Origin of the sequence: Massilia hydrophila, assembly GCF_020208145.1 — a bacterium.
Lineage (GTDB): Bacteria > Pseudomonadota > Gammaproteobacteria > Burkholderiales > Burkholderiaceae_D > Telluria > Telluria hydrophila.
Map to the genome: position 1 here is coordinate 1 of NZ_JAHYBX010000015.1, position 15,160 is coordinate 15,160.

At 66.4% G+C, this 15,160-nt stretch carries 14 protein-coding genes, 1 rRNA gene and 1 riboswitch; of the genes, 2 read left to right on the forward strand and 13 right to left on the reverse strand.

From position 1 onward, the window contains the following. Positions 1-5 precede the first annotated feature (5 nt). Together rrf and LE190_RS21085 are read left to right on the forward strand one after the other, a co-directional pair. Positions 6-118: ribosomal RNA gene (rrf, locus tag LE190_RS21080) — 5S ribosomal RNA — on the forward strand. Positions 119-408: 290 nt separating this feature from the next. After that, positions 409-1,716, forward strand: coding sequence for a metallophosphoesterase (locus LE190_RS21085; RefSeq protein ID WP_225240554.1), 1,308 nt, complete (start codon positions 409-411; stop codon positions 1,714-1,716). Here the strand turns inward: LE190_RS21085 and LE190_RS21090 are convergent. From LE190_RS21090 to cobT, 13 genes are all read right to left on the reverse strand, one after another. Then, positions 1,710-3,185, reverse strand: a complete 1,476-nt coding sequence (locus LE190_RS21090; protein ID WP_225240555.1) for a cobyric acid synthase — start codon at positions 3,183-3,185, stop codon at positions 1,710-1,712. The genes LE190_RS21085 and LE190_RS21090 overlap by 7 nt on opposite strands. Continuing rightward, positions 3,182-4,051 (reverse strand): cobalamin-binding protein, encoded by an 870-nt coding sequence (locus tag LE190_RS21095; protein WP_225240556.1) that lies wholly within the window; start codon positions 4,049-4,051, stop codon positions 3,182-3,184. Before LE190_RS21095 ends, LE190_RS21090 begins: the two co-directional genes overlap by 4 nt. Then, positions 4,048-5,028: a threonine-phosphate decarboxylase CobD gene (cobD, locus tag LE190_RS21100; protein ID WP_225240557.1), complete on the reverse strand. Its 981-nt coding sequence runs from the start codon at positions 5,026-5,028 to the stop codon at positions 4,048-4,050. The genes LE190_RS21095 and cobD overlap by 4 nt, the downstream gene beginning before the upstream one ends. Continuing rightward, positions 5,021-5,965, reverse strand: a complete 945-nt coding sequence (gene cbiB, locus LE190_RS21105) for an adenosylcobinamide-phosphate synthase CbiB (RefSeq protein ID WP_225240558.1) — start codon at positions 5,963-5,965, stop codon at positions 5,021-5,023. Before cbiB ends, cobD begins: the two co-directional genes overlap by 8 nt. Beyond that, the gene (gene cobU, locus LE190_RS21110) at positions 5,959-6,519 is read right to left on the reverse strand and encodes a bifunctional adenosylcobinamide kinase/adenosylcobinamide-phosphate guanylyltransferase (RefSeq protein ID WP_225240559.1); all 561 of its coding nucleotides are present in this window, start codon (positions 6,517-6,519) and stop codon (positions 5,959-5,961) included. The genes cbiB and cobU overlap by 7 nt, the downstream gene beginning before the upstream one ends. Continuing rightward, positions 6,516-7,814: a cobyrinic acid a,c-diamide synthase CobB gene (locus tag LE190_RS21115; protein WP_225240567.1), complete on the reverse strand. Its 1,299-nt coding sequence runs from the start codon at positions 7,812-7,814 to the stop codon at positions 6,516-6,518. The genes cobU and LE190_RS21115 overlap by 4 nt, the downstream gene beginning before the upstream one ends. After that, entirely contained in the window at positions 7,814-8,440 is a 627-nt protein-coding gene (cobO, locus tag LE190_RS21120) for a cob(I)yrinic acid a,c-diamide adenosyltransferase (protein ID WP_225240560.1), read from the reverse strand. The genes LE190_RS21115 and cobO overlap by 1 nt, the downstream gene beginning before the upstream one ends. Continuing rightward, positions 8,437-9,210 (reverse strand): ABC transporter ATP-binding protein, encoded by a 774-nt coding sequence (locus LE190_RS21125; RefSeq protein ID WP_225240561.1) that lies wholly within the window; start codon positions 9,208-9,210, stop codon positions 8,437-8,439. The genes cobO and LE190_RS21125 overlap by 4 nt, the downstream gene beginning before the upstream one ends. Before the next feature lies 1 nt (position 9,211). Then, on the reverse strand, positions 9,212-10,234 hold the full coding sequence (locus LE190_RS21130; RefSeq protein WP_225240562.1) for a FecCD family ABC transporter permease: 1,023 nt from the start codon (positions 10,232-10,234) through the stop codon (positions 9,212-9,214). A gap of 25 nt (positions 10,235-10,259) precedes the next feature. Then, the gene (locus tag LE190_RS21135; protein ID WP_225240563.1) at positions 10,260-12,110 is read right to left on the reverse strand and encodes a TonB-dependent receptor domain-containing protein; all 1,851 of its coding nucleotides are present in this window, start codon (positions 12,108-12,110) and stop codon (positions 10,260-10,262) included. 67 nt (positions 12,111-12,177) lie between these two features. Next, a riboswitch (cobalamin riboswitch) is annotated at positions 12,178-12,410 on the reverse strand. 19 nt (positions 12,411-12,429) lie between these two features. Then, positions 12,430-12,972 carry a histidine phosphatase family protein gene (locus tag LE190_RS21140; RefSeq protein WP_225240564.1) on the reverse strand — a complete coding sequence of 181 codons (543 nt, stop codon included), beginning with the start codon at positions 12,970-12,972 and terminating at the stop codon, positions 12,430-12,432. 3 nt (positions 12,973-12,975) lie between these two features. Next, positions 12,976-13,755 carry an adenosylcobinamide-GDP ribazoletransferase gene (locus LE190_RS21145; protein WP_225240565.1) on the reverse strand — a complete coding sequence of 260 codons (780 nt, stop codon included), beginning with the start codon at positions 13,753-13,755 and terminating at the stop codon, positions 12,976-12,978. A 15-nt stretch (positions 13,756-13,770) separates the two neighbouring features. Then, positions 13,771-14,802 carry a nicotinate-nucleotide--dimethylbenzimidazole phosphoribosyltransferase gene (gene cobT, locus LE190_RS21150; protein ID WP_225240566.1) on the reverse strand — a complete coding sequence of 344 codons (1,032 nt, stop codon included), beginning with the start codon at positions 14,800-14,802 and terminating at the stop codon, positions 13,771-13,773. Positions 14,803-15,160 lie beyond the last annotated feature (358 nt).

Consider the following 15,160-nt stretch of genomic DNA (forward strand, 5'->3'; position numbering starts at 1 on the left):
CAAAGCCTGATGACCATAGCAAGTCGGTCCCACCCCTTCCCATCCCGAACAGGACCGTGAAACGACTTTGCGCCGATGATAGTGCTGCAACCAGTGTGAAAGTAGGTTATCGTCAGGCTAGTTATAAGAAAAGCCCGCTCAGTGATCTGAGCGGGCTTTTTTGCATTTCACTCTTCACATCTCTACCGTTTGCTAAGCAGCGCGCGTCTCACTGAGCGGCGGAATTGGGCCCGACTTCCGCCGAGGCGACGGTTCAGGAGTCGCGGACTGGGCGTGAATCCGTCTGACTGAATGAGTCCTATCCGGCCTGCATGTAATGACGGATTTGCCGGTCAATATCGGCTTGATCTGCTCATCTGCCTGCTTTGCTGGGCTACACTTCTTGCGTTCTTGATTACTCGAATAGCAATGAAGAAGATACGCACCTACTTTCTCCGCAGCGTCGCGATCGCCACGACATTACTCCTCTTGGCATTCGCTATCGCCTTGGCGAATGCCAATGTCGAGCTCACCGAACATGGTGCCCATCAGCGTCTTCTTGTACCCATCGGTGTCGGCACTGCCGGCATCAATACCTTTGCCGGAACCGGCGACCAGGTCCACATACCGGGTTTTCTCGACGGCCCAACGGTTCGCCGGAAGCCCGACGGCAGCTGGACGGCCACCTGGTTTTGCGAAGACAAGGTTCAACATTTGAATGGCAGGAGCGCCGATCTGTCGATCGATTGCGCAGGCAAGCGCCACGTGTTTCCGGTATCGCGCACACCAGCGGTGGCAGATGCCGTCTTCGATACCCCAAGCGACACACTGATCCTGAGCGACCTCGAAGGCAATGTACAATTTCTCGACAAGGCGCTCGCATCGCTCGGCGTGACCGACGCACAAGGCAACTGGCGCTATGGCCACAACCACCTGGTGATTGCCGGCGATGCAGTCGATCGCGGCCGCGATGTCTTCGCCGTGCTGTGGCGTTTGTATACGCTCAGCTTGCAGGCCCAGGATGCCGGCGGCGCCGTCCACTTCGTTCTCGGGAACCACGAACAGTATCTGCTGCGCGGGAATACCTCGCGCGCGAACCGGGACCATCTTTATGCGCTCACGCGCATGGGCGGGCAAATGGCAGCCTTCGGTCCGGACACCGTCATCGGCCGCTGGCTGCGCCTGCAGCCCGTCATCATCAAGAGTGGACGCACCGTCATTACCCACGGTGGCGTCCACCCGAAGGTGGCCGATGCCGGGTTCACCGTGAATAACCTGAATAGTGCGATGCGGCGATACTGGTCGGGAGACATGCCGGGCAAGCCGGAACTCGATGCCGTCATCGGTCCGGCAGGCCTGACGCAGTACCGCGGCTACATGGAGGATGGCGAGGACCGGTACGCGCGCGCGACCGGCGAGCAGATCGGTGATGTGCTTGCCCACTTCGGTGCTAGGACAATCGTGGTCGGACATACCCTGGTCGACCGTGTCACTGCGCTCCATGAGGGCAAGGTGTGGGCCGTCGACGTCAATACGAACACGGCCCGGCCGGAAGCGCTCCTGCTCCGCAACGGCGAACCGGTCGTGGTTTCGACCGGCGTCGCACGCCAGCTTGTCGAACACGGCGGCCGGCGCCAGACCCGCCCATTCAGCCTGTTCGCCGCCGGCGACCTCGCGCTATTGAAGGGCCTGGTCGCGTCGAATTACGCGCTGTCGCGGATCCCGCAGCCTTACTGAGCGGGGCTGTCGGCGCACAGGACCGACAGCAGCTTGTCCAGGACAGGTGCGGTCGCGTCGGCGATGCGGTCGATGCTCGCTTCGCGCAGGGCGGCGGTGTCGACCACGTAGTCCGACTGCAGTCCGGCCCAGGCCAGCAGCGCCGCGCCAGCTTCAGGGTGGTCGAACACGCCGTGCAGATAGGTGCCCAATACCTGCCCATCGGTGGAGCAGGCTCCTTCGCTGCGCCCGTCGATAAGGAAGGCCGGCCTGTCCATGGCCGCGCCGTTTGAGACGCCCATGTGGATCTCGTAGCCCTGCAGCGCGAAGGCCGCCCCGCTGCCCAGCCTTGCCTGTCCGCCGACTTGCGCCAGCCGTTTTTCCTGCGCCAGTTCAGTCTCGATGTCGAGCAGACCCAATCCTCCGGACCTACCGGGTGCGCCTTCCACTCCATGCGGATCCGCCACGCAGCGGCCCAGCATCTGGAAGCCGCCACAGATCCCGATCACCTTGCCGCCATAGCGCAAATGCCGCGCCAACTGCGCCGGCCAGCCCTGTGCCTGCAGCCAGGCGAGGTCGCCGCGCGTATTCTTGCTGCCCGGGAGGATCACCAGATCGGCCGCCGGGATCGGCTCGCCCGCACGGACGAAGCGCAGGTCGACGTCCGGATGCGCGCGCAGCGCGTCGAAGTCGGTATGGTTGCTCATGCGCGGCAGGCTCGGCACCACGATGCGGAAACGCCCCGCGCGTGATTGCGCCGGCTGCACCGCATCTTCCGCATCCAGGTACATGCCGTGCAGGTAGGGCAGCACGCCCAGCACCGGCTTGCCGGTCTGCTGCTCGAGCCAGTCCAGGCCGGGCTCGAGCAAGGCGATGTCGCCGCGAAAACGGTTGATGACGAAACCGGCGATCCGCCTGCGCTCCGACTCCGACAAGCAAGCAAGCGTGCCGACGATATGGGCGAACACGCCGCCGCGGTCGATGTCCGCCACCAGGATCACGTGGCAGTCGACGGCTTCCGCGAAGCCCATGTTGGCAATGTCGCGCTCGCGCAGATTGATCTCCGCCGGGCTGCCCGCGCCTTCGACCACGATCGCTTCATACTGCGACAGGAGCCGGTTGTGTGATTCCAGCACCGCAGCCATGGCGACGGTCTTGTACTGGTGGTAATCGCGCGCATTCATCTCGGCGCGCACGCGGCCGTGGATGATGACCTGGGCACCGGTGTCGCTCGAGGGCTTGAGCAGGACCGGATTCATGTCGGTGTGAGGCGCCACGCCGGCGGCGATCGCCTGCAATGCCTGGGCGCGGCCGATCTCGCCGCCGTCGGCCGTCACCGCACTGTTGAGCGCCATGTTCTGAGGCTTGAACGGCGCCACCCGCAGGCCCCGGCGCCGCAGCAGGCGGCACAGCGCGGCGACCACCGTGCTCTTGCCGGCGTCCGAAGTGGTTCCCTGCACCATCAAGGTACGGAAGGGCAGGGCATTCATGGGCTGCGGTGCCGGCGCGCCAGCTCGAGCTTTTCGCACAGGACGGCGGTTCCCGCGATCATGCGCGGACCAGCGCGGTTGAGCAGGTCGCCGTCGACCGTGAACAAGTTGTCCCTGCGCGTTGCCGTCAAGGTGGTGTAGGGCTTCCAGAGATTGACGCCGCCGTAATTCTTCTCGGCGGTGCCGAACACCGCTTCCGGATCGGCCTGCAGCACGCTTTCGACGGATACGATCGGCGCGGTGACGCTCAGCTTTTCGAAGATGTTCTCGCCGCCGCACAGGCGCAGCGCGTCAGTGATGATGTGCTTGCCGCTGAGGGTGTACAGCGGTTTGTCCCATACCTGGTAAAACGTGCGCACCACGGGGCGGTCCGCGTAGCGGGTGCGCAGGCCGGCCAGTCGCCCGCGCAGTTTCGCCGCGGCGGTGTTCGCGACAGCCTCGGTTCCCATCAGCTGGCCAAGGCGCGCCACGTTCTCCGGAATGCCCTCCAGCGTCTGCGGATCGCTCAGGAACACCGGCACGCCCAGCTTGCGCACCATCTCGATCTGGCGCTCGGAATTGTTGTGCATCCATGCCACGATCAGGTCGGGTTTCATGCTGATCACGCGTTCAAGGTCGATCTCGCGGTTCGAACCGATGCGCGGAATGCTTTTCGCGGCTTCCGGATAATCGCTGTAGTTGACCGCCCCCACGACGCGGCTGCCGCCGCCCGCAGCGAACAGCAGCTCGGTCACGTGCGGCGACATCGAAATCACGCGGGCGGCCGGTTTGTCGAGCGTGACCGTATTGCCCCCGTCGTCGCGTACCGTTACTGCGCCCGCCAACGGCGTAGCTACCGCAAGGGCGAGAAGGATGATCCATTTCATCGATTGTTCCATTCCTGGAGTGCGCTTTCCAGCCGCTGCCATCCGGCTTCGTTCGGGGGCAATCCGATCCGGATGCCGCGCGCGGCCTCGCGGAACAGGCGGCACCAGATGCCGCGGCTTGCCATGTGTGCGTGAAATGCTTCCGGCCGGGTTTCCGGCCACCAGTGAAACAGCGGCGTGCCCGCCGCCCGGATATCCTGCGCTGCCAGGAGCTCGCGCATGCGTTTGCCTCCAGCCTCCAGCCGGACGTACGTCGTCCGCTGCCAGTCATGGTCGCGCAGGGCCTGCAGCGCCACGGCCTGGGCCGGACCGCTAACGGCCCATGGCCCCAGCAGGTCGGCCAGCGCGTGCAGCATGGCGGCATCGGCCCCGACGAATCCCAGCCGCAGTCCTGCCAGCCCGAAGAATTTGCCGACCGAACGCAGGACGATCAGGCCGGCTTGTCCCGCATTGGCGGCAACGCTCAGCGCCGGGTCGGTATCGCCGAACGCCTCGTCGACGACCAACCAGCCGCCGCGCGCGCCCAGCCGCGCGGCCCAGTCCAGCAGGCGCTCGGGCGCTATCGTCTCACCGGTCGGGTTGTTGGGATTGACGACGACGACGACCTCGCTGCTGTCGACCGCCGCATCCAGTTCCGTATAGGCGGCCAGCCGCAAAACATGTCCATACTTGCCCCAGGCATGGGCGTGTTCGGCATACGAGGGAGCGGAGATCGTCACGCGCGATGGCGCTCGCAGCCGGGGGAGCGCCTGGATCGCGGCCTGCGTGCCCGCAACGGGCAGCAAGGCAGGGGCGCCATAGTAGGCGCAGGCTGCGGCGACCAGTTCAGGATCCGGCTCCGGCAATCGGTGCCAGGCATCGGCCGGAAGCGCCGGCGCCGGATAGCCGTGCGGGTTGATACCGGTCGACAGGTCGATCCAGTCGTCCCGTCCATACAGGCGCGCTGCCTCGCGCAGCTTGCCCCCATGTTCAAGCATAGTGTCCCCACAGCAGGAAGAAGGCGGCGCCTGCACCCACCACGCCGAGCCAGAGCAAGGTCGTATGCAGGACCAGGCGCCAGGCGCGTGCGATGTCGCCCGAGGTGGCCGCCGGTCCGGTTCCGAGCGGCGGACGCTGCTCCAGCCGGCCGTCGTAGACGGCAGCGCCGCCGAGCGACACGCCGAGGGCGCCTGCGCCGCTCGCCATGACCGGTCCGGCGTTCGGGCTGCTCCAAGCAGGCGCCTGGCTGCGCCAGCACTGCCAGGCGCGCGCGCGGGCGCTGCCCGCCAGCAGGACATAGGACAGCGCGGTCAGCCGGGCCGGCACATAGTTCAGTGCATCGTCGATGCGCGCCGCAGTACGGCCAAATAGATCGAAGCGTTCGTTCCGGTAGCCCCACATCGCGTCGAGCGTGTTGGCGAGCCGGAACAGCACGGCGCCGGCGCCGCCGGCCACCAGGAACCAGAACAGAGTCCCGAACACGGCATCGTTGCCGTTTTCGAGCAGGGACTCGGCGCCTGCCTTGGCCAGCTCCGCCTCCTGGGCGTCGGCGGTATCGCGGCTGACGATCCAGGACGTGCGCACGCGCGCCGTCTCCAGGTCGCCCGCACGCAGGGCGTCGACGATCGGCAGCGTATGCTCGCGCAGGCTGCGCAGTCCGATGCAGGCGTAGAGCAGCACGGCATGCAGCCACAGGCCGGCATGGTGTGCCGCCAGCCATGCGAGGGCCGTCAATGGCAGCACGGCTAAGATCCAGGCCAGTAGCCCGCGCGGGAAGCGCGAGCGGCCATGGTTCAGCCGGCCCTCGAGCCATTGCGCCAGCCTGCCGAAGCCCACCAGCGGATGCCAGCGCCGTGGCTCGCCCAGCAGCAGATCGAGCAGGACGCCCGCGAGCAGCAACGCAGCCAGCTGCGGCAACCCCAATCCGCTCAGCATGCGCTCCCTTTCAGTACCAGCGGCAGCCCGGCCGCCACGAACACCGCATGGTCTGCGCGCGCTGCCACTGCCTGGTTCAGGCGCCCGGCTTCGTCGGCGAAGCAGCGCGATACCGCGCCCCAGGGCACGATGCCCATGCCCACCTCGTTCGAAACGAAGACGATGTCGCCCGCGGCGCCACCGTCGAGCAATTCCAGTAGCGCTGCGCGCTCCTGGTGGAAGCGCTCGGGCAGCGTCACCTCGCCGACCTCCGGCCAGGCACGGCCGTCGCAGAACATCAGGTTGCTCAGCCAGAGGGTCAGGCAGTCGACCAGCACCAGGCGCTGCGGCGCGCAGTGTGCGCGCAGCACCGACGCCAGCGCCAGCTCTTCTTCCACCGTGCGCCAGTGGCCCGGGCGCTGTTCGCGATGATGGGCAATGCGCGCCGCCATTTCGGCGTCGCCCGCGCGCGAGGTGGCGACGTACACGACTTCCTTATTGGACGCCTGCGCCATCCGTTCGGCGTAGGCGCTCTTGCCGGAGCGTGCTCCACCCAGTACCAGCGTGGCGCTCAAGGCACGCCTCCGAGCAGGGCCGCGATAGCCGGCGGATTCGAGGGGAAGTAGGCGTGGAAGTAGGAGGCAGTGAGCGAACCGATGCAGTACACGGCTTCGCCTGCCGCACCGGTACTGGTCTTGACGGTATGCAGCTGCGCCGGGGCTGGCGTCTGCAGCGACGAATAATGAAAACTGTGGCCGCGCACCTGCCCCTGTTCGGTCGGCATGGCGTGGGCGCCGAGGCCCGCCAGGCGCGGCTGCATGCGCACCTCACCCGGCAACAGCCCGGCCATCGGCCAGCGTTGCCCATCCTTGTCGGTCAGGCCGTCGGCAAGCACCATCATGCCGCCGCATTCGGCCAGGATCGGCACCTTGCGGGCGTGGACTGCGCGAATCGATGCTTGCCAATGGCCGGCCTGCGTCAGCTCTGCGCAGTGCAATTCCGGGTAACCGCCCGGCAGGAATACGGCGTCGGCATCCTGTGGAACCGGTTCGTCCGCCAGCGGAGAAAAGTAGCGCAGGCGCGCGCCCATCTTCTGCAGCAGGTCGAGGTTGGCGGGGTAGAGGAAGCAGAAGGCGGGGTCGCGCGCGATGGCGATGGTCTTACCGTCCAGCATGCGCTTCACTTCCGGCCACTCCGGCGGCGACTGTGCCATCAGGGGCAGCGCTTCCCAGGTCTTCTCGTCGAAGTGCAGTTCATCCGCGAGTTTGTCGAGCAATGCATCCAGGCCGTCGACTTCGTCCGGCAGGACCAGGCCGAGATGGCGCTCCGGCAGCGGCTGGTCCTGGCGCGGCAGCCAGCCGACCAGGGGAATATCGTGCAGGGACGAGGCCACCATCTTGGCATGGCCCTCGCTTGCGATACGGTTGGCAACGACCCCGGCCAACTGCACCGGACCATAGTCGCGCAAGCCGCGCGCTACCGCACCGGCCGTTTGCGCCATGGCCGAGGCGTCGATGACGGCCAGCACCGGCACATCGAATTCGCGTGACAGGTCGGCTGCCGAGGGCGAGCCGTCGTACAGGCCCATGACGCCCTCGATCAGGATCGCATCGGCTTCGCGCGCCGCGTCGTGCAGGCGGCGCCGGCACTCATCCACGCCCACCATCCACAGGTCGAGCGTATGGACCGGCGCACCGGATGCGCGCTCGAGCAGCATCGGGTCGATGAAGTCCGGCCCACATTTGAATACCCGCACGCGCAGACCGTCGCGCAGCAGCTTGCGCGCCAGGGCAGCGGTGACGCTGGTCTTCCCCTGCCCGGAAGCCATGGCCGCGACCAGCACGGCACGGGCGCCCGCATCCCTGTCCATCACCACTCTGTCCCGGCCTGGGCCGCGATGCCCGCCTTGAAGGCGTGCTTGACCACGTTCATCTCGGTGACGGTATCGGCCACTGCCACCAGTTCGGGCGGTGCCGCGCGGCCGGTCACGACCACGTGCTGCATTACCGGGCGGTCGAGCAGGTCGGCGATGACGGTATGCAGGTCGAGGTATTTGTACTTGAGTGCGATGTTCAGCTCATCCAGAACCACCATGCCATAGGCCGGGTCGCGCAGGAAGCTTCGCGCCTGTTCCCAGGCTTCGCCCGCCTTGGCGATGTCGCGCTCGCGGTCCTGGGTCTCCCAGGTATAGCCTTCGCCCATGGCGTGGAAGCTGACTTCGTCCGGGAAGCGGCGCAGGAATTTCTCTTCGCCGGTGGACATGGCACCCTTGATGAACTGGACCACGCCGACCTTCATGCCATGGCCGAGCGCACGCGTCACCATGCCGAAAGCGCTCGAGCTCTTGCCCTTGCCGTTGCCGGTGTTGACGATGAGGATGCCGATCTCCTTGTCGGCCGCTGCAATCTTGGCATCGATCATGGCCTTCTTGCGCTCCATGCGCTGGCGGTGGCGTTCGTTGAGTGCTTCGGTGTCTTCTGGTGTCATGTCGTTCATGCCGTGGCCTCATAGGGGAGGAAGATGCGGCGGCCGCCGTGGTCGATCATGTCGATCGGGTGGCCGAGATAGTCGCCCAGCAGCGCCGGCTGCATGGTCGCGTCGACCGGGCCGGCCTGCCAGCGGCCGTCGCCCATCAACAGCAGCGCGTGGGTGGAAATACGATACGCCAGGTTCAGGTCGTGGCCAATCATGACCACGACCTTGCCCTGCTCGCGGCACAGCTTGGCCAGCAGGCCCATGATGCTGACCTGGTGCGCCAGGTCGAGCGCATTGGCCGGCTCGTCGAGCAGCAGCAGCGGCGTGTCCTGCGCCAGCAACGCAGCAATGGCGACGCGCTGGCGCTCGCCGCCGGACAGGGTACGCACGTCGCGGCCGGCCAGGTCCGCCACTTCCATCGCTTCGAGGGCATTCATGGCTGCCTGGTGGTCGTCGCTGCCTTCCCAATAGCGGTTGGCGTGGTAGGGGTGGCGCGCCGACAGGACGGTTTCGATCACGCTGTACGAGAACGCATCGTGGCGCGACTGCGCCAGGAAGGCGCGTTCGCGCGCCAGCTCTTCCGGCGCCCAGGCGTCGAGCGGGCGGCTGCCGACGAAGACCTTGCCCTTGTCCGGCCGGTGCAGGCCGGCCAGCGTGCGCAGCAGGGTGCTCTTGCCGGCGCCATTACGGCCGATGATGCTCCAGCATTCGCCGGGACGGGCCGCCCAGTCGAGGCGGTGGACCAGGCTGCGGCTGCCAGCCTTGAGGTCGAGCTCTTCGGTGCGGATCATCTCACCTCCTCAGGCGGTGCAGTTGGTAGAGGAACACCGGCGCGCCGATGATCGCGGTGATCGCGCCGACCGGTAGCTGCTGGGGCGCGATGATGGTGCGCGCGAGCGTATCGCACAGCACCAGGAAGCTGCCGCCGGTGAGCACCGCCGCCGGGATCAGGAGCCGGTGGTCGGGACCGAAGGCGAAACGGCAGGCATGCGGCACGATCAGCCCGACGAAGCCGACCGAACCGGCGCTGGTGACGGCGCTGGCCGTCAGCACGCCTGAGACGAAGAACAGGCCCTTGCGCAGGCTGCCAACGCGGATGCCGAGCGTGGCAGCCGCTTCTGCGTGCAAGGCAACCACGTTCATGGCGCGCGCACTGCGCAGGGCATACAGCAGGGCGGCGCCGAGCACCAGCCAGGGCGCGACACGCAGCGGCGCACCTGCCAGGTCGCCGATCATCCAGAAAATCATGTTGCGCAGCCGGCCTTCCGGCGCGATCGACAGCATCAGTGTCACCAGGGCCATGCAGGCCGAGGACAGGATGACGCCGGTCAGCAGCAGCATCGCCGTACCGCCTTCCGCCGCCAGCCCGCCGCGCATGTCGCGCCGGGCAAACAGGTAGAGCAGCATCGACACCGCCACCGCACCGCCCAGCGCCGCCATGTCGACCACGACGGCGCTCGCCATCAACAGCAGCGCCAGCAAGGCGCCGACCGAGGCCCCGGCCGAAATGCCGAGCACATAGGGATCTGCCAGCGGATTGCGCAGCAGCGCCTGCATCATCACGCCGGCCAGTGCCAGCGCACCGCCGGTGACGAAGGCGGTCAATGCGCGGCCGGCACGCAGCTCGATCAGCGAGGTCGCCAGCGAATTGCCTTCGCCACGCGCCAGCTGGCGCAGGGCGTTGGGCATGTCGGCCAGCGGTACGGCGATCGAACCGGTCATGCCGGCGAACAGCAGGCTGGCGACGGCGCACAGCAGCAGTGCGCCGATGACGAGCATGGCGCGCTGGCGGTTCGGGTGGGCGGGGTGATGCATGCGTCTCCTTCTTGCAGGCGCCGGTTCAGCGGGTGTCGTAGCGCAGGGCGGCGAACCAGGTGCGTCCGCTGGTGCCGTAGTTGCGCGCGAGTTCGTACTGCTTGTCCGCGGCGTTATTCAGGCGCAGCAGCAGCGACACTTCGCGTGTGAATTGCCAGCTAGTGTACAGGTTGAGCAAGCCGTAGCCACCCAGGCGGTTGCGGTTGGCCGCATCGTCAAAGCGCTCGCCTGACAGCTGCAGTTCGGCACCGGCCTTGACCTGCCCCCAGCTGCTGTCGGCCTGGAAGCTGGCGTGCTTCTTCGCGCGCCGCGCCAGCTGCCTGCCGGTGGTTTCGTCGGTCGGGTCCTGCCAGTCCAGGCTGCCGCGCAGCTTGATGCCTGCGAGGCGGGTCTGGGCTGCCACCGTGAAGCCTTCCAGTTTCGCTTCGTTGACGTTGTAGGCACAGCTGCCGACACGGCCCGGGCAAGGCGTGCTCGATACGATCATGTCGGTCAGGCGGTTGCGGTACCAGGTCGCATCGAGCTGCACGCTGCCGGCGTCGTAGCGCAGGCCGGCTTCCTGGTTGCGGCCCTTTTCCGGACGGTTGCTCGGCAGGCCGTAGTTCGGGAAGTACAGCTCGTTGAAGGTCGGGGCGCGGAAGCTGGTGCCGACGCTGGCGGTGGCGCGCAGGCCGTTGCCGAAGTGGTAGCCATAGCCGGCGGCGCCGGTGTTCTTGCTGCCATACACCGAGGAGCGGTCGTGGCGCGCGCTGGCATCGAACAGGTGGCTGCCGCGCGTGGCCGAGTAAGCCGCCGCGTAGGAATTGGTGCTGCGGCTGCGCGACAGGTCGGCGGTGGAGCTGGATTCGACATCTTCCTCACGGCGGCTGGCCAGCAGCTGCAGGGTGTCAAGGCCAAGCGCGATCGTGTTCTGCCAGGTGAATTCGTCCTGGCGCGTGTCGATCTGGCTGGCGCCGGATGCCGCCGCGCTGGTAAAGCTGCCCAGTTTGTCGTTGGAACGTGCGTATTGCAGGGTGCTGCGCCAGTTGGCGCCGAGCTGGCTGCTGGCGTAGACCGCCGCGGTGTCCAGGTCCTGCTTGTTGTGGACGTCGTAGGCCGCGCTGCCGCTGTCGTACTGGGCGCGCAGGTCGCTGTGCAGGAACTGGGCGCCGACTTCCGTGCCCGGAGCCACGGTATAAGAAAGCCGGCCGTTGGCGCTGCGGCGGCGGTAGCCGTCTTCGTCCGGGTTGAAGCCGAAAGCGCCCGGGCGTGTCGCCGAGAAGCCGTCCGATTCTTCGTGGCCGGCGCTGAGGGCGTAGCGCAGGGCATCGGCCGAGCCGTGCACGCCTGCGTCGAGCTGGCGCGTCGCGTTGCTGCCGGCGCCGGCCGAGCCGGTGACCACCGGGGCGCCGTCGCCCTTGCGGGTGAAGATCTGGATCACGCCGCCGATCGCGTCGGCGCCGTACAGGGTGCTGAGCGGTCCGTAGACGACCTCGATACGCTCGATGGCGCCGAGCGGTATCGCGTTCCAGGCCGCGACGCCGCTGGTGGCCGAGCCGATGCGCACGCCGTCGAGCAAGACCACGACCGCGTTGCTGTTGGCGCCGCGCAGGAACACGCTGGTCGACGCGCCGGCACTGCCGTTGCGGCTGATCTCGATGCCGCGCTGGCGCTGCAGCACGTCGGCCACCGAGCCGGCGCCAGAGCGTGCGATCTCGTCGGCGTGGATGACGGTGGTGTCGGCGATGAGGTCGGCCGCGCGTTGCGGCATGCGCTTGGCGGTGACGACGACAGTGTCGGCATCGAGGGTTTGGGCGAAGGAAGGTGAAACGAAAGCCAATGCAAGCGAAGTGGCGAGCGAATACGCTGCCGCCTGCCGGGTTACAGGAAAGTTCATGAAATGTTCACATCAAGACAACCAGCCGACGTCCCCGTAGGCCAGATTGAACAGAAGCGCACCAGGAGTGCACTTCCACCTTTTGGCCGGTATCCGGGCTGGCAAGTATGGCCGTCCGACCTTCCCATGCATGTGCACAGTGGTCATGGAAGACGGTTCGCCGCGCTTGTCATTCATCGAGCGCGGCACTTGCTTACCGTTGCGGGGGCAGCACACATTGGCCTTGTTGAAGGGCTTCGTGTTTCCCGTTTAACTGCGGTCGTGAACACAACCGCGAGCACCAAAACGCCGCCATTATACGCACGGACGTCCGGCGTTGTCAGTCTTTCAGCACGATGACTTCGCCGTAGCCGATGCGATGGGCGCTGGCGGCGGCGCGCTGCGCAGCCTGTTCGACACTGCCGCCGGCGTGGAGGGCGCGCAGGAGGCGGATCGTTCCGGCATGGCAGATGAGGAGCGCTTCGGGATGATGCGAAGCCTGCAGCTCATCGCGAAAGGCAGCGACGCGATCGGCTACCTCGAGGACGTTCTCGCCGCCGCCGGGACGGTAGTGGAGGAGGTCGGCGGCCCAGGCATCGACCTCGGCGCGCGGGATGGCCTCCCAGCTTTGCATCTCCCAGGCACCGAAATCCATCTCGGCCAGGCGGGCGTCGAGCGTAGGGAGAACGGCCAGCCTGCCTGCGAGCGCAGTGCAGCGTGTCAGCGGACTGGCATACACCGGCAGCGTGCCGGGCAAACCGGCCTGGCGCAGCTTGCCCGCAACCAGGGAGAGCGCGGCTGCGGATACTACGACGTCGGTCCTGCCATAGCAGATGCCGGGCGCGATATCCGGCTGTGGGTGGCGTACCAGGACCAGCCGCATCGCTCAGGCGAAAGCGCCGTGGCCGAGGGTGGCCAGTACCCCGAGGTAGATGGCAGCTTCCGCCAGTTGCTGCACTGCGCCGAGGCAGTCGCCGGTATAGCCGCCGATGCGGCGTGCGAACTTGCGAGCCAGCCACCAGGTCGCGTAGCCGGCGGCGACCAGGGCGGCGAGCAGGGCATACACATCGAGGGTGCCGCTAACGAGCAGCAGCGAGGCAGCGATCGCCACGGTGAGCGAGGCGATGCCGAATTCCGCCGTCGTCATGCGTTCGGCCAGCGGCTTGGCCTTGCCTTCCTCCCGTGCGTATTCCATGCGCCAGATGAGCGAGGTCGCAGCGAGACGGGACAGCGGATGGGCCAGCAGCAGGGCGCCCATGGCGCTGGCTGGCGGCAGCATCGCGAGCGCCGTGCATTTCGCGCCCAGTATGCACACGACGCCGATGGCCCCGTAGGCGCCCACGCGTGAATCTTTCATGATCTCGAGCACACGCTCGCGCGTCATGCCGCCGCCGAGGCCATCGCAGCTGTCGGCAAAGCCGTCTTCATGGAAGGCGCCGGTGGCGTAGATAGTGGCGGCGGTCGAGAGCACGGCGGCAACCGGGGCCGGGAGGAAGAGCGCGGCCGCTGCATACACACTGGCGCCGATCGCGCCCACCACGATGCCGACCAGCGGGAAGTAGCGGGAGGCATGGTGCAGCCACTCCTGCTCGAAGCCGACCCAGCGCGGGATCGGCAGGCGCGTGAAGAACTGGAGCGCGATGAAGAACAGGCGCAGCTGCTGCATCTCTTGTCCTTCCTGTTACGCGCTGGTGCTGACCTGCGCCGATGCGAAGGTCGCCATCTCGTTCAGGAAGTTGGCGGCGGCATGCAGCAGGGGCAGGGCCAGTGCGCTGCCGGTACCTTCCCCCAGGCGCAGGCCCAGGTGCAGCAGGGGCTGGGCGCCGAGCGCATCGAGCATCAGGCGATGGCCGTTTTCATCCGAACAGTGGGCGAAGACGCAGTAGTCGAGGATGGCCGGCTGCAGGCGCGCGGCGACCAGCAGGGCGCTGGTCACGATGAAGCCGTCGATCAGCAGCACTTTGCGCAGCTCGGCCGCTTTCAGCATGGCGCCGGCCATCATCGCGATCTCGAAACCGCCGAAGGTGGCCAGTACATCGAGTGGACTGTCCGCAGCTGCATGGCGCTCGACTGCTGCGGCGATGACTTGCTGCTTGCGCTGGATGCCTTCCGCCGACAGTCCAGTGCCGGCGCCAACGCATTGGGTCAGGAGCAGACCGGTCAGCTTGTGCATGATGGCCGCCGCCGCGGTCGTGTTACCGATGCCCATTTCGCCAAAGCCGACGACATTGCCGGGCAGGTCGCGCACAAGGGCCATGCCATGCTCCAGCGCGGTGTCCAGTTCCGAGCGCGACATCGCCGGTTCGATCGCGAAATTGCGGGTGCCGTTGCCGACCTTGCGGTCCAGCAGGCCGGGGCGCTCCCCAAATACATGGTTCACGCCGGCGTCGACGACGTACAGTGCGCAGCCATTCTGCCGGGCGAACACATTAATAGCGGCGCCGTTCGCCAGGAAGTTTTCCACCATCTGCCAGGTCACATCCTGCGGATAAGCCGAGACGCCCTCCGCCACCACCCCATGGTCGCCGGCAAATACGAGAACGGCCGGATCACTGATGCTGAGTTTCGTCGAGCGCTGGATCAGTCCGAGCTGAGACGCCAGCGTCTCCAGGCGGCCGAGGCTGCCGAGCGGCTTTGTCTTGTTATTGATAGCGTCAAGCAAGGCCTGTGACAGGGCCGCGTCGGCGGTCGGCGTGATATGGGGGATCTGCATTGCAGGAAAGATAAGGTGGAAAAAACGCGACGATAACATAGTCGCAGGCGTTGTAAGTCGCGCCACCGTTTGCTATAGTCTCGTTTCTCCGACGCGAAAGCAGCTTTGAAAGCAGCGACAAGCGAAAGAGGCGAGGGGTTGACGAGTTAAGCGAAGCACTGCATAATCTCACTTCTCTGCTGCTGACGAACACAACGCTTCGCACAGTGCGGCAAGGTAGTACAGAACACTGGTTCTTTAACAATCAACAGTCGATAAGTGTGGGCGTTTGATGAAGGTGCCGGCTGGGTTCGCTCAGCTGCATACTTAAATTATCAAATGTTCACAAAAGTATTAAGCGTTGTCCCAGCAATGGGAT

Excerpts from the sequence above, each read along its gene's own strand:
- cobT (WP_225240566.1), bottom strand. The coding sequence starts at position 14,802 with ATGCAGATCCCCCATATCACGCCGACCGCCGACGCGGCCCTGTCACAG.
- LE190_RS21125 (WP_225240561.1), bottom strand. The coding sequence starts at position 9,210 with ATGATCCGCACCGAAGAGCTCGACCTCAAGGCTGGCAGCCGCAGCCTG.
- LE190_RS21090 (WP_225240555.1), bottom strand. The coding sequence starts at position 3,185 with ATGAATGCCCTGCCCTTCCGTACCTTGATGGTGCAGGGAACCACTTCG.
- LE190_RS21085 (WP_225240554.1), top strand. The coding sequence starts at position 409 with ATGAAGAAGATACGCACCTACTTTCTCCGCAGCGTCGCGATCGCCACG.
- LE190_RS21140 (WP_225240564.1), bottom strand. The coding sequence starts at position 12,972 with ATGCGGCTGGTCCTGGTACGCCACCCACAGCCGGATATCGCGCCCGGC.
- cobD (WP_225240557.1), bottom strand. The coding sequence starts at position 5,028 with ATGCTTGAACATGGGGGCAAGCTGCGCGAGGCAGCGCGCCTGTATGGA.
- LE190_RS21095 (WP_225240556.1), bottom strand. The coding sequence starts at position 4,051 with ATGAAATGGATCATCCTTCTCGCCCTTGCGGTAGCTACGCCGTTGGCG.
- LE190_RS21145 (WP_225240565.1), bottom strand. The coding sequence starts at position 13,755 with ATGCAGCAGCTGCGCCTGTTCTTCATCGCGCTCCAGTTCTTCACGCGC.
- LE190_RS21130 (WP_225240562.1), bottom strand. The coding sequence starts at position 10,234 with ATGCATCACCCCGCCCACCCGAACCGCCAGCGCGCCATGCTCGTCATC.
- LE190_RS21115 (WP_225240567.1), bottom strand. The coding sequence starts at position 7,814 with ATGGACAGGGATGCGGGCGCCCGTGCCGTGCTGGTCGCGGCCATGGCT.
- cobO (WP_225240560.1), bottom strand. The coding sequence starts at position 8,440 with ATGAACGACATGACACCAGAAGACACCGAAGCACTCAACGAACGCCAC.
- cbiB (WP_225240558.1), bottom strand. The coding sequence starts at position 5,965 with ATGCTGAGCGGATTGGGGTTGCCGCAGCTGGCTGCGTTGCTGCTCGCG.
- LE190_RS21135 (WP_225240563.1), bottom strand. The coding sequence starts at position 12,110 with ATGAACTTTCCTGTAACCCGGCAGGCGGCAGCGTATTCGCTCGCCACT.